The sequence below is a fragment of the Fictibacillus nanhaiensis genome (genome assembly GCF_042686385.1).
Classification (GTDB): domain Bacteria; phylum Bacillota; class Bacilli; order Bacillales; family Fictibacillaceae; genus Fictibacillus; species Fictibacillus nanhaiensis.
In genome coordinates this window covers 360,238-383,764 of the sequence record NZ_JBHUPF010000006.1, presented here as the reverse complement: position 1 = coordinate 383,764, position 23,527 = coordinate 360,238, and the positions used below count along the sequence as shown (strand labels likewise).

The following is a 23,527-nucleotide window of genomic DNA, read 5'->3' as shown; positions in this document are numbered from 1 at the left end:
TATTAAGACCGATTGATTATCTTTCTGAACCAGCTTTTTGCATTGCATCAAATGTCCATTTTAGAGATAAAGAGTCACCTTGGAATGCATTCTGATCTTTACCATTATCTACAAATTCATATTGTACAAAAAGTAAATCACTTGATCCCGGAGCAAGTCCTTTTGCCCCCCACTCATCTCCGAACATTAAGTCAAATTTATTTTTTACAACTTTAGGGTCCATACCCTTTAGATCTGCTAAAGTAGTAGACCAAACTGGAGCATCTAACTTATCAACATTAAACAAAAAGTTCACTCGAATATGCTTACCTAAATCTTCAGCTTTATTGTCTCCTTTTGAATCCTTTATTGTATAGTCCGTTAGAAGCGTGACATTTTTAATATCTAATGTTCCTCCGTTTTTCAACTCAAAAGAACGAAGCATCGTGTCACCTGGTTTAAGATCTTTAACATCAATGATTGTGGAAGGATTAACTGAAAGATCGAGAGTTCCTGCTGCAAAAGTATTGTTTGTTACTTCTGTATCACTAAAATATGCATATGTACCCCCGCCCACTAATGATAAACCAAGCGCTGCTGAAGCTACCCCAAGACCTAATTTCTTTTTCAAACTCATTTTCATTTCCTCCCTTTCACCCTTTTGGGTATGTACGTTTTATATATTGAATCCGAGAGGAAATCCCCTTCGGAGTTTCAATCTTATTAATTACTTGTTGAAGCAGATTTTTTTATTGTCTCCACTTCTTTAATAGCCTTCAGAATAGTCACTGCTGAGTAGATGAGCAGTAGAATCCCAGGAAGAACTAATAGTAATGCAGAACCTATCTTTGATTGTGCTGCGCTTAATAGATAACCGATGTAAGGTATCGTGAACCCGTTATATTCTCCCACTATATTTTTTGGAATTAACGGCTCTAGATCAGTAGCATCGTTGTTGTCGCCCTTCGTAATATAATGCAAGCTATCACCAGAACCTTTTATTTCATGGATTCTATGGGTAATTAACATTCCTTCTGACTCTTTGAAAGTGACTACATCACCTTTTTTAAAACGCGTCACTTCTCCACCAGGCTTAATTGCTATAATGGATCCTGTTTGAATACCCGGCTCCATAGAACCAGAGAGTACTGTTTTGAGTTGATAACCAAATATATTAGGCTCTCCTCCTGAGGCTTTTGAGGAGATCACTACAAATGCAGTGAATATTAAAGTAATAAACAATAGAGAAGTAATCATTGAACTAACCCAATTTTTAATCTTTATCACATTCACTTCACATCACCCTTTTTATCATCTTTTTCCATGGTGTTAGTTGGTGCAACAATCTCGTTTGGTGCAGACTGTGTGTTTTGTCCACTATCAACAGGAGGAACAGATTCTTCAGCTTCCTTATCCCCTTTAACAGGAGCTTTTGGTGTCTGATTGATTGGTTCAGTAGAATTTACTGGCGGTTCATTTTTCTTGGTCTCTTCACTTTTGGACTTCTCTTCTTTCACAGGTGCTTTTTTAGTTTCAACCTGATCACAACTTTTAGCAGTAATGCCCTCACTCCAGAGCTCACCTTTTCCCGGATGACCAGGTCTTTGAAGAGCTTTAAACATATAGATTCCGTTTTTATTGGTTGTATAAGTTAACTTCAAGCTCTCGCCGCTTTTTAAAGCTTTTACCTGTCCTGAATAAATCTTAGATCCTGATTTCGGGTTACCTTTTGTTGCAAACCATACCTCATATGTAACTGGGCCTTTCATATCACGATCGCCACTATTTTTAATAGTTGCAGAGATTGTGTAACACTCGCACTTTGAACCTACAAATTTAAGAGAACTTTTATCCCAATCCTCTTCCCAAGTACCAATTTCAATACTCGAATTCGTAGTCTTGTAATCGTTAAAAAATGCCCCTGTATTGCCAGTTAAATAAATGATTGTAAAAGTAATAAAATAAAAGATTATTCCGGTTTTCATGCTAAATACATAAACCCAATTCTTTTTTCTAAACTTCCGAATTCGTTTTATTCTAATTTTCGTTACCCCCTTCAGCTAGAGTCAGGGTGTTCTTTTTAGTGAACATTATGTAGTTATTATAGAACGGATTACCTAGTTTAAAAAACTCCAAATAAACTTAAATTTGTTCTTTTCAACGTATTAAACTCTTAATAAATGCTCTTTTTCTTCAATTTTCTTACATTATTGTATTTTTCAAAAAACTTTTTGTTCTTTTTAATGAACATTAAGATCTATAAAGAGTGGAATTTTTAAATCTAAAACATGCGTATTTTGTACCGAAAATTAACTTTACAATAATTATCAATTTTCGTATTATTCTATATATAGAACAAAAACGTTCTATAAAAAGTTTCATCATTACATAAAGAGGGAGATGATTTACCAGGTTACACATGTTCTACTAATTTAATGGAAAACAGGAGGAGTACGAATGGGAAAATGGAGTAAAAAACTGGGGACATCATTGTTATTAACGAGTCTTTCTATGAGTTTATTAGCACCTACTGCTTTAACAAAAAATGAAGAAACACCATTCGAAACAACCTATTCAAAAACAAGCACTATCTTGGAATCATCACCTATTGATATGCACCTAGTTGATCAAGATCGTTTAGCAAAATCATTAAAACAGCGAGGAATTATTTCTAAAAACGCATCTCATGCGGAAACAGCTAAAGCAGTTAAAAAATATATAGATTTGAAAAGTAAAAAAGGTAATGCCGCTACAGTTGAAAAAAAGAGTAAATCCACAAAGGATGTTTCAAATAGATCACGAGAGTTTTTATCTAATCAAAAAGAAAAATTAACTAAAAAGCTAAACAAGAGCCATGAAATTAAGAACGGTAAGAGTAGTGGCATATTACAGGTAGACCCTGCAAAACCTGTCAAATACAAAGGTGAGAAACGCGAAGATAAAGTATTAGTACTTTTAGCTGAGTTCTCCGATTTCAAGCACAATAACATTACCCAAGAACCAGGGTATATGTACTCTAAAGACTTTAGTCGGGAACATTATGAAAAAATGCTTTTTGGGGACAGCGACTTTGAGTTATTTGATAAATCAAAAGTGAAAACCTTTAAACAATACTATGAAGAGCAATCAGGCGGAAGCTACACCGTTGATGGATATGTTACCGATTGGTTGACTGTTCCAGGAACTGCAAAAGAATATGGCGATGATAATCCAGCAGGCGGTCACGACAACTTAAATCCAAAGGGACCACGTGACTTTGTAAAAGATGCTCTAAATGCAGCTGCTGCAAGCGGAGTTAACTTAGCAGATTTTGACGAACTAGATATATACGATCTAGATGGTGACGGAAACATGAATGAGCCTGACGGATTAGTTGATCACTTGATGGTTATTCATGCGGGTGTTGGTCAAGAAGCAGGCGGTGGAAAATTAGGGAATGATGCAATCTGGTCTCATCGCTGGGTTTTAGGATCAAACCCTTATAGTGTTCCAGGCACTACGGCTTCCGTTCCATATTGGGGTGGTAAAATGGCAGCTTGGGATTATACGGTTGAACCTGAAGATGGTGCTGTTGGCGTATTCGCACACGAATTTGGTCATGACTTGGGTCTACCAGACGAATACGATACACAATATACAGGTGACGGTGAGCCCGTGGCTTCATGGTCCATCATGAGTGGCGGAAGTTGGAATGGTAAAATCGCTGGAACAGAACCAACAAGTTTCTCCCCACAAAACAAAGAATACTTCCAGAAAGTTATGGGAGGAAACTGGGCTAATATCACAGAAATTGATTCAAAAAATCTGACTAGAATCGGTAAAACTATTCAAATTGATCAATCTGTAACAAAGTCTAAAAATGCTGGTATTGTAAAAGTAAACCTTCCTCAAAAGCCAGTAAAAAGTAAAATTCAACCTGAGTTTGGAAACAAATACTACTACAGTACAAAGGGAGATAACCTTCATACAAGTATGACATCTCCTACTCTTGATCTTACTGGAAAAACTTCAGCTGTATTCTCATACAAAGCAAACTATGAAATTGAAAATGGCGGAGATTATGATAAATTATCCGTCTATGTAAAAAAAGAAGATGGAAAAATGGTCGAAATTGACAGGCTTGGTTGGACTGCAACAAATGCAGAAAAAGAGAAATATACAACTGAAGGCAAATGGGTTGATAAATCCTATGATCTAAGTGCATATGCTGGACAAAAAATACAACTTATTTTTGACTATGAGACTGATGGTGGATTTGCACCAGAAGGTTTTGCCCTTGATAATGCTGTCCTAACAGCCGACAGTCAAGTTGTTTTCTCAGATGATGCTGAAGGCGCAGCACAATTTACTACAAATGGATTTACAACTACAGACGGTATCTCTTATGCAAACCATTATTACTATATTGAATGGAGAAATACAGCTGGTTCTGATAAAGCATTGCAAAGTAGTCGTGGTGTTAAATACAATACCGGAATGCTCGTATGGTATGGAGATGATAGCTACACAGACAACTGGGTTGGTGAACATCCAGGAGAAGGCTTTATTGGCGTAGTAGATTCTCATCCGAAAGCTATTGTTGGTAAGAAAGACGGAAAACCTACAGTCGAAGATTCAACACGTTATCAGATTGCGGATGCAGCTTTCTCCTATGACCAAACACCTAGTTGGTATATTGATTCACCAAGCCGCGGGATTTTTGATTACAAATCCCAAAAAGGTGCACCTGGATTTAGTGATTCTATGTCCTATATCGACAAAACAGATTACAATGGTAGTGAAGAAGACGGTGTGATTGATGACGCTGGTAAGAACTTGCCTAAGTACGGTCTTAAGTTTTTAATCTTAGGTGAATCCAAAGATAATTCTTCAGGCGTAGTATGGATTGGCAAATAATTCAGATGTTTTAACAATGACCTTGGCTCAATTGAGTCAAGGTTTTTTTATTGTATAGATAACATAGCTATTTCTGCCTTAAAATTATCTTTACAGTAATTTTTTTCCAGTATATGATATAGGTAGTTTGTATGATAAAGGAGAGCGGTCATGTATATTATTCCAAGCGGCAGTTCTATTATTAATGATTTTGATTTTAATAACCACCGTTATTTGATGGTTAAAGTAGATGTTGTTTGCATTAAGGAAAATTTGACCCTTGCTTCTGGTTATATTGAAGATTTTAATGAAAAATTAGTAGTTGTAAATGGAAAAGCATTTGAACGAATTAAATTTCGGTTTGTTTCAAGAACATAAATAAAAATACCGCAGACCTTGAGGTCTGCGGTATTTTTTAATTATCGTGCAGTTCTTCTAAATTTAAACACAAATCCAATAATGAAAGAAACAATCGTCATAATAAACAATGCAGTTGTAATTGTAGTTACACCAGCATTCAGGTTAAGTGCGTGGTAAACTTGTACGCAAATGCCAAATGGAATGGCGAAGAATAAGAACAACATACCGAAGACTGCGTTCTTCGTGTTGTACAATTCTGTTTTGTGCGCGAGATCTAACACTTTTAAACTAAGAATCCAAAAAGCACTCGTGATTGACCAGAATAGAAGTATGGAAGAAATAAATGAAGTTGAAGTCAGTCCCATAATTCGTTCAAAGAACAAATTAATATTCCCCCATACCATCACTGTTTGATAGAGACCCAATGCGAAAAGCGCCGACAAAAATGCAAATGCAAATCCAAAACCCGATGTAATATGTTTCACCCCAAATATACTCTCCTTCCCCAATTCCGATAAAACGAAACCTAATTTTCAAATTATTTTACTACATTTTTTAGAAAATTGGAACCCTTTATTGTGCTTTTTGTATTTATTGATGAAGTTCAGGGAATTAGAAGTAATTATTTTGAAGCTACTCATTAATGATTTCCCATTTTATACGAAAGCCTTTTTAGATTCGCCAACTCATTTGTAAAATCAATTATTCTAGCCCTTTTTTGTTCGGTATGATTATTTTTCAGCTTTTCAAGAAAACTTAGCGTTTAAATATTAACAAAAAATGGAATTTACCTCTGTAGGTGCTGAAGAATGAAAGTGACTTCTAAAAGGAGGCGAATGGATTGAATGAGTTTACTCAAACTAATATGCAGGATTTAGATAGGAAGGGAGTTATGGATGAAAGACAGAAAACAAAACTTGTAGAATTTGTTGGAGATAAAAAGAAGGATTATTACTTTAAAAAATGGCAGAAGGATAATAGCTTTAATTGGGCTGCTTTTTTCTTAACGCTTTTATGGCTTGGTTACCGGAAGATGTACAAACCCATTTTCCTTGTATTAGCCGCTTTTCTTTTCATCGATATCTTTTTTGTTGTAGCAGGAATTGAAGGAACCGTTATCAACCGATCTTTGGGTGCTGGTTTGTCAGGGTGGCTAGGGGTTGGGGGTAATCTTCTATATAAAAAACATGCACAAAAACAAATTAGCATCATTGATCAACGTTCATTGAGCGATAAAGAAAGAATTCACGAAATTCATAAGCGCGGTGGAACAAGCAAACTTGGTGTTTTACTAGCATTCTTATTGGTTGTCGTTTATATTGGCCTAGCTCTTGTTATTTATAGTTTCTAAAAAAAACTATTTTGATAGTGGTGTTTCTTTGGAGAGAAAGTCATCATTCGTTAGAATTATTTAATTGTAAGTAAATAAAATAACATGAAAAACGACCTGAATTCTCTGGTCGTTTTCTGATGACTTAAATTAATTAAAGCACTCGATTGTTGGATAGTTAAAATTGAGAAGCAATCGTCAAAAAAACAATTAATGCTTTAACGACATTGTATACTCGATTTCTAAAAAAGGAACCTCAAATATTTTCATTTTATGAGTTGCTGTAAGAGAATTATCTGCTGCTTCCTCTATTAAAAAGTACTCTGAAAGTGGTAATTTTAATAAACATTCTCCAATCGCTAAGTATATACCTGAATCAGATTCTCCTTCGCTTGATAGAAGAAGACCACCATCTCTTTCATCAAGTTGAAGAATTCCTATCATTGCTGAAGAAGGAAGTGGAAGTGAGATGTTCATAAACGTTCTATTATCGGTCTGATGATTGGAATATATAGCTTTGAACACCGAATGATCTCCAATATTTCGCCTCCAAACCCGAGGATTATTCCTTCCATCACGTATTGGATCAACCGCCTGTATACTTCCTGTCATCTCAACTTTTTTGCTTGAAAGAGGTAAGTTTAATTGTTGCATTTGAATACTAATACATTTATAGCAGACAGCAAATGGTTTAAACCAAGTAGCCCATTTCACCCTAGCATACAATTGATATTGTTCAGTATGTTCATAAAAATGAACAATTCTAGAAGGAATTTTATTAATATCTACATATTCAGCTAGGTCATCAACCAAACCTTTTTTCAGCTTGCCCTCTCCTTTAAAATGACCTCTAATTTGACTGACCGGAAAATCCCATTTAACACGATTCGTTTTTGGAGGAGCTACTATCCAACCCAATATCCCTATCATTCCAAACAGAACACTATTCATTAATCCATGAAATGTGAGCATAAAATCAATGCTGACACCCCATTTCCCAAATGCACTATTAAGAGCATACAACAAGGAAAACAATATCGTGATACCTAAAGAACCGAAAGATAGCCGAATAAAGATGCCTTGCAGTCTAGTTAAAAACTGAGTTTGAAAAGTTAAAATGATTACTGTGTATATAGCAAAGATATATAGCAAGACTGAAATAACTTCTAAAAGCGGCCAAAATGTAATTCCAATTGCAACAAGAATCGGTCCTATTAATATAATTGGAACACAAATTCTATACCACTTAGACTGATGCAAGCGCCCAAATAACCCTAAAGAAATAGGTAATATAAAAGCTGAGTAATGAAAATGTATAGCCGTCAACCATGTAATCAAAGGACTAAAACCTGTATCTATTCCTACTATAAAAGCAAAAAACCAAAGTCCACCTATAAATAAATACATCATCCCAATATCAATCGAAATTTCCGCCCAGTTTGTAAATCCACGGTTGATGAAGCGTTTAGCTCCATAGAGAGCCACTGACAAAGTAAAAAGTAAATAAAGAGATGCAAATAAAATTTGTAAATTATCATTAATATCTAACTGTAAAAGAAAGATTGAAAACATTACGATCCATGTTGCAGCCATATGTTTCGTTTTTGGATAAATAAATAGTTGAAGCAATACTGGAACATAGACAAGTTGTGCAGCTGTTAACATTAAATAAAAAGGTTCCTTTATCGTGAGTATGCTACTGGCGATAAAGAAGATGATTCCGCCTAAAGTTATTGGACTAAATAGATGTTTCTTTAAATTCGCCTTCATAGGCCATCAGTCTCCCAACGATCCGATTTTGGATATGAACCCGAATAGTAAATACTTCTCGCGTATCATCATATCCTTCCTCTACCTCAACCACTCCTCGTAAAAAGCTTGGGATTGAAATCTCTAATTTACCGATCACCAGGCGTTGCACCCCTGACCGAATATTAAGGTGACCTTCTGGCGTAACATTAAAATGTAAATCAGAATAGAACAAACTTGGTTCTCCTAAGTAATCTTTTACGACTTTTCTTTCTGAATCTATTGTCATGAATGCGTTAAAATATCGGGTAACATGGTCAAAATAAAAAGTTCGTTCCCAGTAGACTTCATCTAGTTCATGAGACAAAGAACGACTTGTATTTCTAATAGTAAAAGGAATATTATTTCCACTTTCAGGAAAAAGAAACTTCCTTTTGGTAGCTAGTTTTAAAAAAGGATAAAGCCATCCTGTACCTGATTGCACTAAAGTCATTTTTCCTGATGCACAGAAAGGTTTATTCTTAGGCAATGCATATCTTGATTGTAACTGAGGGTGCAGTCTCTTGAAATCCTCTCCTAGGAGGTTTTGATAGATTGTCACTTTATCACTCTTTCTTTGAACGCTTGCAGCTTGTTGCAGTTGGCACATCATTAGCTAATACAAACCCAAGAATCGATAAAATCCAAAGGCTGCTATTAAAGGTAACTGGGTTAAAGGGATGAGAAGAGATTGCTGGATCAGCTAGTAAGGCACTTAAAGTTAATGTAGGGAACACAATAATTTGTAAAAGGTAAAGATGCCTCTTATTACGGTAGAATAACCAAGTAAGCCCGAATAAAACTTCAAGAATTCCAACAACACCAACAGCCTTTAACGCCAAATCCATTTCCATAGAACTAAGAGAAGATAACATCGCAACCTCTTCAGGATGTTTTGCGATGATTTTAGGAACGAGACCTTGGTAAAACCATATAAAGAAAAAGAGTAACGTGATGAGTACATTACTAAAAAAACGAAGATATTGCACTCTTGGTAATTCACCTTTTTCAACCCAGCGCTTCAACACATCAAAACTGAGCGCCGTTGCCCAACCGATAAGTGGACGAAAAAACAAGTCTGCTATTCTTCCAAAAGTGCCGTAACGAACTTCATAATCGTACTGAGTTAAAAAGGTTGTACCCTCGTTGCTTGGTGTGTACTTCCAATATCCCTTCCCCTCTGAAATAGGCGAGATTTTTTGTGGAGTACCAAAATGAAGTGAAGATACTTTAGATCCATCGCCTTTATTATGAGTACCTATACTTTTTCCCCAACCTGATACTTTAATACCGAAACCAATTTTTGTTTCATACTGAAAGGATTGAGGTTCATCCTCTGACTTTTTTGGAAGATATGTAATTGAAGAAAAACGAAGATCCCATTGTTCATGAAGGACAGGATTTTGAGATTTTTCCCATACCTCATCAACACTCGCTTTAATAGGTATTTCTACATATATTGGCATATTTTTCATAATAACACCCCTTATGTATAAAAATACCATAGCTGTTGTCATAAAGCTTTGTATTTATGTAAATTTGAAGTAAGAAGAAGCTACCCAAATAACAGCCTCTTCTTTTACCCGATTACCTGAATAATAACCTACTTTTTAAAACTAGCTTTTTAGATTTTATGTAATGACCCAGACTAGATTCATCTAAGTGTATCCAGCCATTAATTAATTTTGGGCTACTGCAATTTCTATCTAGAACTTTCTATGTTTTAAATTCAAATTAGGAAATAAACAAAAAGCACAACGAATTCCGTTGCGCTTTCCAGTGCTGACGCTATACAATTTGTATTATTTTCTCATGTTTTCCCACACAAAGAAAAACATTAACTATAAGTGTCTATTTCTATCATCTATTAAAAGCAGATTCCTGCTTTTTGTTTATAATATGATTTAGGTGAGTTTTTAATAAGACTGCTTTGTCCAATATCCCATTTTCAAACTGTTCAATTGTTGTCTGATCACCATTGCTTTTAATAGGTTCTACATTAATAAATTCCTCTAACTGAATACGGGTAACATCGCATTCTATATCTGACACTCCACCTATTTTTTTTATAAATATAAATGTATCCATTTCTTGATAGTTTAGTTCAATCTCAATAGCAAGTTGCTCATTCGTGTATAAGAAGGTAGTCTTCCAACGCCCATCTGTATCAGTCGGTTCAGAAAATCCATAATCATGTATTAAATAGCTAAAACTTTCTTCCGTAATAGATGAGAATAAATTCATGGTAACACCTCCATTATTAATACCTTTTCCTACATGAATTGTACTGTAAGTAATTCCTTACAGTTTACACGTTTTCTTTATATAAAGATATTACTTATTACTTTCTCCCTTGCTTCTGCCTTGTCCTCTTTTATTTGATGAATTATCTGTAATTGTTAGGGGTCAGACCCGGGTCTGACCCCTAACAATTACAAAACTTTAAAATTTGTCCAATTCAGAAAGACAAAATTAAAATCCCCCTAAACTATGTTTATTCACAGTAGTTTTGGGGGATTTAGTTCTAAAGGACTATTAATTTACGGAATTATACTAATAGCTTCCTTTGCACGTAAAGCTTGTTGATATTCAGTTTTTAAGTTATCTACTACTTCCTTAACAGTAGAAATTTTCTTCACACTCCCTACACCTTGACCAGCTGACCAGATATCTTTCCATGCTTTTGCTTTTGATTCAGAGAAAGAAAGATCGATAGAATCTTTTTTCATCAGGTTCTCTATATCAAACCCTGCTTTTTTTAGAGATGGTAACAGATAATTTCCTTTTATTCCACTAATTGCATCAGTATAAACAAGATCCTCTAAAGTAGATTCTATCAACATCTGGCGGTACTCATCACTTGCTGATGATTCTTGGGTAGCTATGAATCGTGTTCCCATATACACGAGGTCAGCTCCAAGAATTTTAGCAGCGAGAATCTCTTCACCTGAGGAGATTGATCCAGCAAGAATTGTTATTCCATCCCAGAATTCCTTCACAGCTTTTAAGAAAGCAAAAGGATTTAGTGTACCACCATGTCCTCCTGCACCGCTGCAAACTAGAATTAAACCGTCTATGCCTGTCTTCGCAGCCTTTCGAGCATGGTCTAGGGAGATCACGTCAGAAAATACAAGTCCTCCGTAACCATGTACAATTTTAGCTACATCACTAGGATTACCTAGAGAAGTAATTACTACAGGGGGCTCATATTTTTTAATCAACTTCATATCTTCATCGAATCTTTTATTTGTTCGATGAACGATTAAGTTAACGCCCCACGGAGCTATTTTAGCCCCAGGATTATTTTGTTTAAACGTTTCTAACTCATTTAAAATATGCTTCATCCAATTTTCTAGCAGATCGGAGGTTCTGGCATTCAATAATGGAAATGTACCTATTATTCCGTTCTTACAACTTTCAATCACCATATCAGGGCTCGACACAAGGAACATTGGTGCATTAATTACTGGTAAACTGAGTTGATTCGACAAATTCATTGGCAATTTTGTAGACAATTTATTCATCCTTTCAGCATTAAAAATTAGATTTTTGGTATTTAATTAAGATTAATTTCAACACGACCCGCGTCATTCCTCTAAATAATTTTATAGGGGTCGTTATCCATTTCCATAAATTACATTTATGTTACAGTCATTTTCTGACAACATTTTCTATTTAGCTTGTATATAATCAATTTGAGTTAGGGAATATGACCTAATTATCCTTCAGACAAGGGCAAACATCTTCGAAAGAAGTGGGCGCAAAGCCACGGGTCTAAGGCTTGATAAGCTATGATCGCCGGGTTACCTGGACATCACTTACTTTCTGGAGGGATTCTTAGTGGAAAAGTTGGATCACGAATGGATTGAATTAATTAAGGAAGCAAGAGATCAGGGTTTTACTAGAGAAGAAATTATTCGTTTTTTACAAAATCCCCAATTAGCTTTCGAACAATATCAATTGCAAAGAAATTAATTCATTGAAATAGTAAACAAGTCACAGAATTTATTTACTTACCTCATACAGAAAGATATAATAAAGGCAAATTATTTCTTAAATGGGGATTGCAAATGATGATTGGTGAACGAGTAAAAAAATATCGTACCGAAAAAGGCCTCTCCATTACAGCGTTGGCTGATAAAGCAGGGGTAGCAAAATCGTATATTAGCGCATTAGAGCGGAGTATACAACAAAATCCTTCAATTCAACTTCTTGAAAAAATTGCAGATGTTTTAAATATCTCTGTAGATTTATTAATAAAGCCAGAGGTTGAAACCGAAAATTTAGACCAAGAATGGGCAGATTTAGTCAAAGAAGCCATGGGTTCTGGTGTAAGCAAAGAGCAATTTAAAGAGTTTCTTGAATTTAACAAATGGAAAAACAAACAAAATTAACCACTTGATTTCATCAAGTGGTTTTTACTTTGTTTTATGGTCTAGATGAGAATTTTTTTGTGTCTTCGTGGGCTGGACATAATGAGGGTTTTGTATTTGTGTGGAGTCTGACCCCACACAAATGTTTAATGTTGATTGAATTAGGGTAAGGGAATTTGTTGTCTACTATTTTTTGTTTATGGAGGATTATACATGAAGCAGTCGCCAAACGAACTAATGGATTCTCAAAAAAGTGTAGATGTGAATGGTTCTTCTTTTCATTGGGACACAGCAAAAGGTATATTTCAATTTGAAGGCGAAGATGTAATGTTGTTTTGGATTGATTCAGCATTTAAGGTGTTCCTTGAATCCATTGAAGAGATTACAGGAGAAGGAACAGCAGACCTCGTTTTTGAAACAGCTGGGTATCGGACAGGGTTAATTGTTAGTGATTTTTACATAAGAACGATCAAAGATATTGAAATTTCCGCTGAATCACTGCCTAACATTTATGCATCAGCTGGTTGGGGTAAAACATACATAGAGCTTGATGTAGAGAAAAAAGAAGCAATCATTACGATTACAAACAGTTGGGAAACGAAAGTTAAAAAAGCTCAGAACAGCGAACGCATGGGGCGCTTCTTACCTGGTCATTGGGCTGGTGTGTTCACCGGACTCTTTCAAACCAACATGTGGTATAAGGTCTTAGAAAACGAATCCGACCCTCATACGCTAAAGTTAGCAATCTCAGAGTCACATATAACACCAAAAGATAACATTCGCGATCTCGTTCATCGGGAAGAACAGCATGAGATTATGAAGCTAGAAGCTATGGTTGAAGACCGGACAAGAGAGTTAACTGATCTCATTCGAGAGATATCCTCTCCCATCATCCCAGTAACCGATCATATCGTAGTTATCCCTTTAATCGGTAAATACAATGAGCTACGTTCAAACGATATGTTAGAGCATACTCTTACTTCCCTTCCTCAGCACCGCGCTAAATTTGTGATCCTTGATCTAACAGGAATCAAGTCTATCGATACGGAAATGGTGGGGATGTTGAACAAGCTTGTTTCTTCCGCCCGATTGTTCGGTATGGAAACATTGTTGGTCGGAATCTCACCTGAATTGAGTATGGAAATTACAAAACACCAATATTCTCTCGGAGAAAGTACATATTTCAGAAACCTAAAGCACGCCATTCACTTTGCTTTTGCAAAGGAAGGTATGCTTATACAAGAACCAACGAAGTAAAAAGATCCACGCTGCAGTTGCCGCGTGGATCTTTTTACATTTTATTTGGTTGTTCTAGTGTACTTCTGGAATGTACAGTATGAAGGAATTTGTATTTGTATGGGGTCAGACCCCATTTTCTTAAAATCTCAACGTTCGTCTAAGCAACTTGTCTGTCTCTACATATGATATACAGAAACCGAAACCAATGGGAAGTCGGTATCAATTTGTGAGGTGAAACGAATAATGTGTAACAAGTGTGGAAACTACGACCACTGCAAACATGAAAAGCACGAGAAGCATGAAAAAGTTGAGAAGTGTTATAAGAAAGTAGAATGGGTTTGTGAAGAATCTTCTTCATCATCCTCTTCCTCTTCTTCCTCTTCTTCATCATCATCTTCTTCATCTTCTTCTTCTAGCTACGAAGTGTTGAAGTGCAAGAAGTACAAAAAAGCTAAGAGAAAGCAACATCATCGCTGTTGCGATCCTTGGGCAAGAATCTTGTTCTAGGATAAGAATTAGAAAAGAAGTGCGAACCCTCGTTTGCACTTCTTTTCTTTTTTACTCCCCATTGAATCATAAAATCATTTCCTAATAAAACATCCCTAAATATTTATTAGACTATAGCCGATAAAGAACAAGAGACTGTTAATTTTCACTCATGGTGAAAAACCTGGTAGCGCTACATTTTTAATTAGTGTAATTAAAGCTCTGAATAAACACAGACTTACTACCCGATAAAAAATTTACTATACTAACTTACTTTTAACACGGAGGTTTTCAAATGAACGATCAAGTTGGCGTTAAGTTTACATATTATCGCATGGGAACGACCATCTCTATAATGACTGACTTTGAAAACATGAAAGATTTATTAGATAAAGGTCTAGAACAAGTAGCCCTTAATTGTATAGCAGAAGTTTACAGATCAATAGAACTTGATTTAACCAAACTATCTCAACCCTATCCTGCAACTCAATTTTGTTTCTTTTCAGAGTTAAGTTACCATTCAGATCAGTCCATTACTGAAAAGAATCGAATAAATGTGATCAACACGAGAAGCGCAAAGAAAGAACTAGTCTACTAATAGTTAACAAAAAGAGGAATGACCGCTACATATGCGATGTCATTCCTCTTCTTCATTAAATAAATAATTATAGACGTTTTGTTCCTAAGTAACGCGGCTTCCAGTATGTGTTATTCATATCTGAAATCGTCACTCCTGTTGAAGATCCAGCGTGAATGAACTTTCCATTACCAACATAGATACCCATGTGTGAAGCTCCGGAATCAGTCGTTGAGAAGAACACTAGATCTCCTACAGCTTGAGTGGATACGCGATATCCAGTTTGGTTCCACATTTCTTTTACCGTACGCGGCAAAACGATATTATGTGAGTTTTTGAAAACATAGTTGATGTACCCTGAACAGTCAAACCCAGCGGTAGTTGTTCCACCCCACTTGTACGGCGTCCCTTGAAAACGTTTGGCATAGTCTACTAGATACGTGTTATTAACATTATAGACTCCTAGTTTGTTAAACGTACTGCGGCCAGCAATACCATCAGCGGTTAAACCTTTTGCACGCTGAAAGCTTATTACTGCACTCTTTGTATATGATCCGAAATAAGTCGTTGTTGAACCACTATATGTAAAATAACCTTTATCTCGCAATATTGTTTGAAGTGTTTTCACATCTGAATGCGTCATTGTTGGACGAAGTGTTTGATCTCCTATATTTGCAAACGCCTGTAGTGGCGACAATAATAAACTAGCACCTAAAACTGATGTAACTATCCATTTTTTCATTATTTATCCCAAACTCCTTTGATTTTCCAAGTAATCTATTATTATCCTACAATAAATAATAGGACTTGTGTTTTACGCTTCCGTTACGGAAAATAGGAATTTGGTCTCCTTGTAAAATCATGTCGAATTTAGTATAGTGCTAAAATAATAATTTTAGAGTATAGGTTATTCATTAATATCCAAAATCTCCAAATCCTTCTCTTTGTAAAATTTCTTCAACACCAATGCTATGATCCTCTAAATATTGACTACCATAAGTAGAAAAATGGTCTGTACATTCAGAATTGATAACCGTAAAAGAATGAAAAAAAAATTCTCTATTATCATTGGAAATAGATCCTGAACTGCCTATATGAATACACTTTTCCTTAATCTTTTCTTTACGTCCCTCATCATCTATATAAAAGTATTTATTATTAAATGTACCTTCTGGTTCTGGTAAAGCTGTTAGGCCATAACCCTGATCATTTATTTTTATAATATTGTAGTCTCCCACTTTGTCTGGTTGTTGCTCATCTTTAATGTCGTATACTACAGTCACTTTACCTTCATAACCAGCTGGAATGAGGTAATATTCGTTTGTTTTCTTTTCTATCAACTCTTTGATGTAAAGCGATGAATACAATGCAAGTACAGTTATTCCAATCATTAAGGTACTATTCACTATCATTCGTTTCCAATTAAAGTTTTGTTTTTTTACCTTTTGCCATTCTTCAGCTAAGAAGAAAAGAGCAGCACAAATAATCGCAAAGAAATAAAATTCTTTTATGATGAAATAGGACATAAAAGCAAAGAAAATATAAAAAATGCCTGACAACAAGAAATGAAATCTTTTAATTTTATTCGTTAACACATCTATCAGAAAAGATACGGGTATGCCATACAAAAAGTTACCAACTAGCGCAAATATATAAAAGATAATCAAACCTAATGAACCTTCAGTGGTACCAGACTCATAGGATAAATATAAACCTAATACGATGGTAAAGAAAAAGGACGCCAAAAGAGCTGACTTCAATTTTCTCAACAAGTGTTTATTCATAACTTAACCTCCTTGTGAATGTTTTCACATAAATTCTATCACTTTAGTACTGGCAATGGAATATTCAGGATAAAAAAGAAGCCTGCTAACGTCAGCAGACTTCATCCAACAATCTCTCCAAGCGTTTCAGCAAAGTTTTCCGATTGTGCAACCGAACCGAACTGTCGCACTTTTTGTTTTGACCCGTAAAACAGTAGCTCTCCTTCTTTAAGTATTAAAAAAGAAGTACATAATGTTTCGAGCTCTTGCGCGTCATGACTGGAATAAAGAATCGTCTTTCCTTCTCTACCCAGCTGACGTAAATCGTTCACAATCTCTTGTTTTGCGGATATATCAATTCCGACGGTCGGTTCATCCAAAATCAGAAGATCCGGGTCATGAAGCATCGCGATCAAGATGTTTAGCTTTCTCTGGTTACCACCGGACAGATGCTTCACCTTTTTATCAAGATGCTCAGCAAGTCGCCACTCCTCGCAGCGCTGCATCCATCTTTCTTCTGACGATCCTCTCGCTAACTTCGCAAAAAATCGTAAGTTTTCGCGAGTTGTCAGCTCATGATAGACGGCAATTTCTTGCGGTACGTAACCGATTTTCCGTCGTATCTTCTTTTGTTCTTTCCTTACATCGAGCCCATCGATCTGAACCGACCCGCCAGAACTTTTCATAAGGGTTGCAAGAATTTTCAAAAGTGTTGATTTACCTGCACCGTTCGGGCCAACAACGCCGACGGTTTCTCCTTTTTCAATAAAGAAGTTCATTTCTTTTAGTACTTCTTTTCTACCAAACCTCTTTTTCAAATTCTCTGCTGCAATCAAGCGCTGTCACCTGCCTTTAAGGTTGAAAGTACGAATAATATAAAACTTAGACCCGCAAATATAAAGGGAATCATAAGCGTTTCTTGATTGAAAGTTGATACGATCCAATATTGGGGCGTCCACTCTGCAGCACGTTGTAAAAAGCTTGATAGCTCATCGCTCGGGAAGAAGGTTCCACTTAGAAGCGATGTGCACAATACAACGAAGAGTGTGATCGCTTGCCATGTGCGGTTGCTGTGCACGAAATAGGCAAACAAGAGAGATAAAGCATTTAGGAATAGAACATAGCTGATCAAACTCAATATTGTGGCCACGTTCAACGTTAACGCTTCTCTCCACCAGCCAAACCCGATCAATAGGATGAGGATGAATAACTGTAAAAGTAAAACGCCCAGTGCGTTTCCGAACCAGTATACTGAGAATCGGCCAGTCGCATATGGTACTCTGGACCGCATACCGGAATCACGGTCTTTAATCGGCCAGCTGTTATATAAAAAACTAAATAACATGAGAAGTACGAGCATCCCTGGAACATAAATTGACGCTGCACTGTTATTCGCCTCTACCGAAGATTCCCTCGTTACGCCTACTTTATAGTCAATTGTCATAAGTGGCTTCGGTTCCCAATGCTTATCGCTAAAGGCCCAAGCATCTTTCCAGACTGTCGCTTGCTCCTTAGCATCTAGCTTCTCGCTTTTTCCGTATGTTTTTAACACCGTATTGGCGCCGTACGAATTACTCGATAACCGCTTCACTTCACTTGCAAAAATCTCGCGCACTAATCCATGAGAAATGGAACCCGATGAAAACCACATCGTAACTAGCTCATCTTCATCATTTTTCTGTATGCTTTCCATAAACCCATCAGGAATAAAGAAACCGATGGCGGCTTTTTGCGTCTCGATCTGATTGCGTGCAACCTCTTCATTAAGAACACTTACCGCGACCGCTGGATTTTTACTCACTCGATCTATAACCACTTTTGAGTATTCCGTTTCATCTTCGTCCACGATTACAACGGGAATCTTGGTGACATCACTTGTTTTTTCCACGGACATGTCTAAGAAAATCAGCACGAGAACCGGAACAATAAGTCCCAGCCAGCTCCACGGACTTTGAAGCAATAATTTTATACGTGTAATGGCAATTGTCCAGACCATGGCAACCTCTTCTTTATTGTGATAAGTAGCAAACTCACTAACCAAATGGTGATTGAAAAACTAAGCAACAATAGGACAGACATCCAGGTTTCGTTCCCCACAAATAGTGTTTCAATCACTCCGCTGTGTGCGTGATGCACGATGTTAAGCATACTTACGCTGCGCCACATTTCCGGAAGATACGATAATGGCAGAACGCTTCCGCTTGTGGCAACGAGTCCCATCGCAAGGATGATTCCCGCTCCCCATTTTGCTGCGTTACGAACAAATAGTTCCTGACAAAGCGCGAAAAGCGATGAAGTGCTTAGGCAGTATGCTAAAAGTATGAAGGTCGCTGTGATGCTCCATGTTTTTGTTAGAGCATAGAATAGAGCAGTCAAAACAACGCTTTGGATGACGAGCAGAAGGAAAACAGATAGAACATTGCTAAAAAAGAATACGCCAGACCTTACTCCTTGTAGACTTAGTCTTTCGCGGAGTGCGGTTTGTTCACTTCTTGCGGTTAGACTCATTCCAAACAACCCACCGAATAGCAGGAGAATCAGCACACCAGATAAGCTGTAATAATCGATTGTTGTGACTCCGCCGAACGCACTTAAGGTTTCCGTTTCGTAGATCTTGTTTCGGTTCAATGCTTGTAGTGTAAAGTCCGTGATAACCGTGTCGCGGTATGCCCGGAATTTTTCAGAACTTAAGTCCATTTTTCGCAAATAATGAAAAGCTGCGTTCGCTCCACTTTGTGCAGAAGAGATCAAGTTGGCGTTTGACACCATCATTTGCTTAAGAAGTTTTGCTTGAAAAGGCCGTTCAGGGTTACCGATGACGGTTACGGGGATATTTTTACCGCCTCGAATTCCTTTAGTAAATCCATCCGGTACGATTACCATGCCCGCGATCTCGTTGCTAGCCAACTTTTCGCTCGCATTTTCTGCATCTGTTTTTTCAAAGGTTAATACGTTTTTTAGTTCTTCTGAGTTCTCATACTGCTTCATGAGCAATTTGGTTTCAAACGTGTTATCTTCATCTACGATCGCTACAGCAAAAGGCTCTACCCACTGCTTTTCTTCAAGAAGTGGTTTTAGCCCGAGATACGTGATTCCAAGTAACAGTATCGGAAACAGCATCATAGCAATCAGAGGAAAAGGCTGCTTTAGCCAGCATTTTACCGTTAGATGGGCAATGAGTAGCATTTGCCTCATAGTGTCGTTCCTTTCGCTTAAAAATTTGAAGGGTTTCATGACCGAAACGTCTCAGAACCCATACCTGTAGGGGCATTGGACTGGTTGATTCCAGAAGTTTTGGCTATTTATCCACGAGTTTAGCCTGTTTATCCAGAAGTTTTAGCACTTTATCTAAAAGTTTCAGCCGTTTATCCACGAGTCTACAATCCTCGACAAAACGGACGTATCCCACATGCCCTAATGGTTAGAAAAAAAGGACAAAGATCAACTTTGTCTTAAGTTATCTCTGTCCTTCTTATTATCATTCTATTGGAGCAATTGAGCATTTTCACCGATAAATTGCTCGATGTTGCGTTGAATTTCTGACATCATCGTCATCATTTCAGCGTCACTCATCTCAGCAACGTTTACTGCTTTTCCTTCTGAAAGCTCAGGGAATTTCAGTTTATCACCGAACGTTGTTTTTGTTTTGATGTTTAATCCAACGTTGATATCGCCCATTGTAGCGTCGTTACCTTTTAATGTTACTTTGTAATCGTGCTTTGCAAAGTCTTTATCAAGGTTTTGGTCACCTTTGTGCTCGATCTCAAGTGTCATGTCTGGAAGTTCCATTGCGGAATCGCCAGCAGGAACAAGATTAGCCGTCCATTTAGACTTCTTATCTGTGCCTTCACCTTTAATTTGGAACCCGATACCTTCTGTTGTACCGTTCTCAGTCATTTCAAACTTCGCTTTAATGTCGCGTTTCTTGCCGTCTTTCCCTTTTGGTTCGCTTTCCATCTTCACATCTACAAGCAATGTTTCGCCTTCAGGACCTGCGTTAAGAACCCAAGAAGAGTTCGTTACGTCGCCCTTCGTCCAGCTCTCAGACTTGTAGTTCATCGGAACCGCTTCTTCACCGTTCGCACCAATCTTCATCGTTACGTTACGGCTTACTACTTTATCATCGCCATCGATGATAACCACTTGCTTCATTCCACCTGGAATCTGTAAGTCATCTTTGATTCCTTTTTTCGCGTCAGCAAGAAGTGACTTAATTTCTTTCTTCGCATCTGCCTTGCTCATGCTGCTGTTTGGTGCTACCATGCCACTCTGGAATCCGCCTTGCAATGCTGATTGTTCAGCGATCGCATCTAGGATCTCATCGTCTTTTTCGATCTTCTCAACAAAGTTTACAAGCATTGCTTTTGTTTCTTTTTCAGAAAGAGAAACCGTTAACTCGCGAAGCTTCTCACCCTTAAAATCAACATCGTCTTTTAGCTTTACGTTTTCATCTTTTACGCTGTCTGCGTACACTTTTGCAAACTCTTCGAACGCTTCATCACGAGCGTCTTCACTGATGTCGCTATCCACTGCTTTAAAGAAGTTCTCAAGCTTTTCCATACCTTGGTACGCTGGATCGAACTTACGCATCACGTCACCGAACTTGCTGTTTTCGAAGTAAACGTTCTTATCGTAAGCTGCAGGTACGTTTACAGCCGTTTGTTTGTTGTTTTGATAAAACTCAGCATTTACTAAGTCTGAGTCGTTCATTGTTAAAGCCATTCCAACAGATCCTTCTTCTTTCTTAGGATCATGCTGTGTGGTTACCTTGAATTCGCTGTTTTGTAGAACTGAGCCGATCATCGCAGCTTCCATTCCACCAGCTCCAAACATCGCCGGGTCAACATCTACCCCAATGCTTGCTTCAGACTTATACGCTTCTTCCATCTGTTTTTCAGAAAGTGCTAGCGCATCCCCAAAGCTGTCTTCAAAAGATTCGTTCAGTGCTTTAAATGTGTTCATCTCGGATTTTAAATACAATTCACGCGGAGATAGATCAACGAACATTGCATAAGCAGTCGCACCAATGGCAAGCACTGCGATAATCGCAAGCCCAATGATCAACGGTCGCTTCTTGTTTCCAGTACTCTGATTCACTTGTGTTTCCATCGTTTAGTTTTCCCCCTCTTAATAAATATATAAGCTTTGTCCTACCAACTTATTACACTGTTATTCTAAAAAAATAGCAGCTTATATCTCTATTGGTTTTTATGGGTAAAAAAGGAATTTTTCGCCCACAGTTTTCTACTATACCCTAATTTTAAAATTATATCCATCAAATCACGTAGTAAGAAAGTTTGATTTTATTTGGCAGCTAAAACTGTACGAAGCTTCTTTATTGCCGCTTTTCTCCATGACTTTACTGCATAAATAGTGACCCCAAACGTTTTTGCAATCTCTGCTTCTGATTGCATATGGAAGACACGATGAAGGACCCAACGCTGCTGATTTTCGGTAAGGTGCATTAAATAGAGGTTCAATGTTTCGTCTTCCAAATGGGGAATGTGGTCTTGATGGGAAAGGTGTTGAAACGTTAACGATTCATGAGGGTCATGCGTCACCTCCGCCTCTTGCCGCTTCAGTTCGTTTCGCAACTCTTGTAAAATACGTCCGCGAACATGAATGAAGGCAAAGGATGAGAACTGGCCTTTTTCCGGGTTGTACGTTTCATAAGCTTTCCAGAGTCCGAGTAAACCAGCTTGATAGTATTGGTTAAAATGGTTCGTGAGATGGTAGCGTTTGATCTGGGATTTAATGAGTGGTTCGAACATGGTTGCAACTTCTTCAAACGGTGTGTTTTTCATGAAAATCGTTCTTTTTGGAATGTGCGCACATTCGGGGAATTCCGCGGTATCTTCACTATAAATTAGGGGAGTTTTGTAAAACAAAATGCAACTGTTGAAAAGTTGTGTGGTAAATGGTGCAGAACGACAAAAGTTGCCTGTTAACTTTTACATAGTTATCCACAATCTGTGTGCAGAATTGCGAAAATGGATAGTTTTTTTGTGTGAAATGGGGGATTTTGAGGAATTCAGGTGTTGATTTCGAGTGAAATTCTAAAAATTGTGGATAAGTGTTGTAGGTAGAACACTTGTGTTTGAGCTTCGTCGTTTTGAAAGTGGTTGATTTCCGTTCCAGGTTGCTCGCTTTCCGCGGGGCAGGCGGTGAGCCCCTTGCCTCTTTGCGCCGTTAAGGGTCTCACCTGACCACTCTAAGAAAGTTCCTTGCTCCTGCGTCTACAAGCATATGCTACCGAGGTGAGCTTCCTCGTCGCATGCCTTACTTAGAAGTTTCTCAAGTGGTAGGCACGCATCTTCCACTCCAATCAACTTCAATGTTGTTGAAAATCTTGAGGGCAACATCTTTAGTTAGAAAGCACCCCATCTTTCTTTTTGATGATTTTGATCCATGCAAAGTCGGTTTCTGTACAAACTTAGCCATTTATAAAAAGTTTACTGCACCATGGCTCCTTTTCACTTCTCTCTGGAACTTATGAAGTGAAAGGAGGTGAGGCACATGGCGACAGCTGCTTTGATTGACTCAGCAATGCGTTTGGAGCTGGATGGTGGTTTGGATGCAGACAACAAGCCGGTGGTGAAGTATAAGAACTTCGCTAATGTTAAGATCACTTCGACACCTGACCAGCTTTATGCGGTAGCGAACGCATTATCAGGACTTCAAGTGTATCCGCTTGTGATGATTAAGCGAAACGATTCCTTCGCGATCCACTCTTAAGAGTAGGAGCGCGGAAAATATA

The 23,527-nt window shown here is 37.5% G+C and carries 24 protein-coding genes and 1 riboswitch; of the genes, 8 read left to right on the top strand and 16 right to left on the bottom strand.

The window, feature by feature from the left end:
- Positions 1-16: 16 nt before the first annotated feature.
- The 3 genes from ACFS5O_RS05695 to tapA form a co-directional block, all read right to left on the bottom strand.
- Positions 17-616, bottom strand: coding sequence for a TasA family protein (locus ACFS5O_RS05695; protein ID WP_205725034.1), 600 nt, complete (start codon positions 614-616; stop codon positions 17-19).
- A gap of 86 nt (positions 617-702) precedes the next feature.
- Positions 703-1,272: a signal peptidase I SipW gene (gene sipW / locus ACFS5O_RS05690; RefSeq protein ID WP_318300109.1), complete on the bottom strand. Its 570-nt coding sequence runs from the start codon at positions 1,270-1,272 to the stop codon at positions 703-705.
- Positions 1,269-2,006 carry an amyloid fiber anchoring/assembly protein TapA gene (gene tapA, locus ACFS5O_RS05685; protein WP_318300149.1) on the bottom strand — a complete coding sequence of 246 codons (738 nt, stop codon included), beginning with the start codon at positions 2,004-2,006 and terminating at the stop codon, positions 1,269-1,271. Before tapA ends, sipW begins: the two co-directional genes overlap by 4 nt.
- A 430-nt stretch (positions 2,007-2,436) precedes the next feature.
- Between tapA and ACFS5O_RS05680 the strand changes: the two genes are divergently transcribed.
- Together ACFS5O_RS05680 and ACFS5O_RS05675 are read left to right on the top strand one after the other, a co-directional pair.
- A complete protein-coding gene (locus ACFS5O_RS05680; protein WP_205725033.1) occupies positions 2,437-4,875 on the top strand; it encodes an immune inhibitor A domain-containing protein in 2,439 nt (812 codons plus the stop codon).
- 150 nt (positions 4,876-5,025) lie between these two features.
- Positions 5,026-5,232: a hypothetical protein gene (locus ACFS5O_RS05675; RefSeq protein ID WP_205725032.1), complete on the top strand. Its 207-nt coding sequence runs from the start codon at positions 5,026-5,028 to the stop codon at positions 5,230-5,232.
- Between the two features lie 41 nt (positions 5,233-5,273).
- On the opposite strand, the gene ACFS5O_RS05670 is transcribed toward ACFS5O_RS05675, so the two are convergent.
- Complete coding sequence (locus ACFS5O_RS05670; protein ID WP_205725031.1) at positions 5,274-5,699, bottom strand: hypothetical protein; 426 nt, start codon at positions 5,697-5,699, stop codon at positions 5,274-5,276.
- Positions 5,700-6,055: 356 nt separating this feature from the next.
- Here ACFS5O_RS05670 and ACFS5O_RS05665 point away from each other — a divergent pair, with 356 nt between their 5' ends.
- Positions 6,056-6,565, top strand: a complete 510-nt coding sequence (locus ACFS5O_RS05665; protein ID WP_318300108.1) for a DUF2628 domain-containing protein — start codon at positions 6,056-6,058, stop codon at positions 6,563-6,565.
- Positions 6,566-6,754: 189 nt separating this feature from the next.
- Here the strand turns inward: ACFS5O_RS05665 and ACFS5O_RS05660 are convergent, their stop codons facing one another.
- The 5 genes from ACFS5O_RS05660 to ACFS5O_RS05640 form a co-directional block, all read right to left on the bottom strand.
- The gene (locus ACFS5O_RS05660; RefSeq protein WP_205725030.1) at positions 6,755-8,314 is read right to left on the bottom strand and encodes a YndJ family protein; all 1,560 of its coding nucleotides are present in this window, start codon (positions 8,312-8,314) and stop codon (positions 6,755-6,757) included.
- Positions 8,283-8,894, bottom strand: a complete 612-nt coding sequence (locus ACFS5O_RS05655; protein ID WP_205725029.1) for a DUF4166 domain-containing protein — start codon at positions 8,892-8,894, stop codon at positions 8,283-8,285. The genes ACFS5O_RS05660 and ACFS5O_RS05655 overlap by 32 nt, the downstream gene beginning before the upstream one ends.
- Positions 8,895-8,898: 4 nt before the next feature.
- Positions 8,899-9,807 (bottom strand): DoxX-like family protein, encoded by a 909-nt coding sequence (locus tag ACFS5O_RS05650; RefSeq protein ID WP_205725028.1) that lies wholly within the window; start codon positions 9,805-9,807, stop codon positions 8,899-8,901.
- 385 nt (positions 9,808-10,192) lie between these two features.
- On the bottom strand, positions 10,193-10,576 hold the full coding sequence (locus ACFS5O_RS05645; RefSeq protein WP_205725027.1) for a hypothetical protein: 384 nt from the start codon (positions 10,574-10,576) through the stop codon (positions 10,193-10,195).
- A gap of 296 nt (positions 10,577-10,872) precedes the next feature.
- Positions 10,873-11,847: an NAD(P)H-dependent flavin oxidoreductase gene (locus ACFS5O_RS05640; RefSeq protein ID WP_379838789.1), complete on the bottom strand. Its 975-nt coding sequence runs from the start codon at positions 11,845-11,847 to the stop codon at positions 10,873-10,875.
- A gap of 209 nt (positions 11,848-12,056) precedes the next feature.
- Positions 12,057-12,143: riboswitch (cyclic di-GMP riboswitch) on the top strand.
- A gap of 29 nt (positions 12,144-12,172) precedes the next feature.
- Here ACFS5O_RS05640 and ACFS5O_RS05635 point away from each other — a divergent pair.
- From ACFS5O_RS05635 to ACFS5O_RS05620, 4 genes are all read left to right on the top strand, one after another.
- Positions 12,173-12,307: an anti-repressor SinI family protein gene (locus ACFS5O_RS05635; protein ID WP_318300107.1), complete on the top strand. Its 135-nt coding sequence runs from the start codon at positions 12,173-12,175 to the stop codon at positions 12,305-12,307.
- A 98-nt stretch (positions 12,308-12,405) separates the two neighbouring features.
- Positions 12,406-12,726: a helix-turn-helix domain-containing protein gene (locus tag ACFS5O_RS05630; protein ID WP_205725475.1), complete on the top strand. Its 321-nt coding sequence runs from the start codon at positions 12,406-12,408 to the stop codon at positions 12,724-12,726.
- A 192-nt stretch (positions 12,727-12,918) separates the two neighbouring features.
- Complete coding sequence (locus ACFS5O_RS05625) at positions 12,919-13,962, top strand: STAS domain-containing protein (RefSeq protein ID WP_205725026.1); 1,044 nt, start codon at positions 12,919-12,921, stop codon at positions 13,960-13,962.
- A 763-nt stretch (positions 13,963-14,725) separates the two neighbouring features.
- Positions 14,726-15,028: a hypothetical protein gene (locus ACFS5O_RS05620; RefSeq protein ID WP_205725025.1), complete on the top strand. Its 303-nt coding sequence runs from the start codon at positions 14,726-14,728 to the stop codon at positions 15,026-15,028.
- Between the two features lie 67 nt (positions 15,029-15,095).
- Here ACFS5O_RS05620 and ACFS5O_RS05615 read toward each other — a convergent pair whose 3' ends face one another.
- From ACFS5O_RS05615 to ACFS5O_RS05585, 7 genes are all read right to left on the bottom strand, one after another.
- Complete coding sequence (locus tag ACFS5O_RS05615; RefSeq protein WP_205725024.1) at positions 15,096-15,749, bottom strand: C40 family peptidase; 654 nt, start codon at positions 15,747-15,749, stop codon at positions 15,096-15,098.
- A 172-nt stretch (positions 15,750-15,921) separates the two neighbouring features.
- A complete protein-coding gene (locus ACFS5O_RS05610) occupies positions 15,922-16,791 on the bottom strand; it encodes a DUF6843 domain-containing protein (protein WP_205725023.1) in 870 nt (289 codons plus the stop codon).
- Between the two features lie 101 nt (positions 16,792-16,892).
- Complete coding sequence (locus ACFS5O_RS05605) at positions 16,893-17,606, bottom strand: ABC transporter ATP-binding protein (RefSeq protein ID WP_205725022.1); 714 nt, start codon at positions 17,604-17,606, stop codon at positions 16,893-16,895.
- Positions 17,603-18,766 (bottom strand): ABC transporter permease, encoded by a 1,164-nt coding sequence (locus tag ACFS5O_RS05600; protein WP_205725021.1) that lies wholly within the window; start codon positions 18,764-18,766, stop codon positions 17,603-17,605. Before ACFS5O_RS05600 ends, ACFS5O_RS05605 begins: the two co-directional genes overlap by 4 nt.
- Entirely contained in the window at positions 18,736-19,965 is a 1,230-nt protein-coding gene (locus ACFS5O_RS05595) for an ABC transporter permease (protein WP_205725020.1), read from the bottom strand. The genes ACFS5O_RS05600 and ACFS5O_RS05595 overlap by 31 nt, the downstream gene beginning before the upstream one ends.
- A 288-nt stretch (positions 19,966-20,253) precedes the next feature.
- On the bottom strand, positions 20,254-21,879 hold the full coding sequence (locus ACFS5O_RS05590; protein WP_205725019.1) for a DUF6583 family protein: 1,626 nt from the start codon (positions 21,877-21,879) through the stop codon (positions 20,254-20,256).
- A gap of 194 nt (positions 21,880-22,073) precedes the next feature.
- Positions 22,074-22,574 (bottom strand): sigma-70 family RNA polymerase sigma factor, encoded by a 501-nt coding sequence (locus ACFS5O_RS05585; protein ID WP_205725018.1) that lies wholly within the window; start codon positions 22,572-22,574, stop codon positions 22,074-22,076.
- Between the two features lie 712 nt (positions 22,575-23,286).
- Here ACFS5O_RS05585 and ACFS5O_RS05580 point away from each other — a divergent pair.
- A complete protein-coding gene (locus ACFS5O_RS05580; protein WP_205725017.1) occupies positions 23,287-23,505 on the top strand; it encodes a DUF1659 domain-containing protein in 219 nt (72 codons plus the stop codon).
- Positions 23,506-23,527 lie beyond the last annotated feature (22 nt).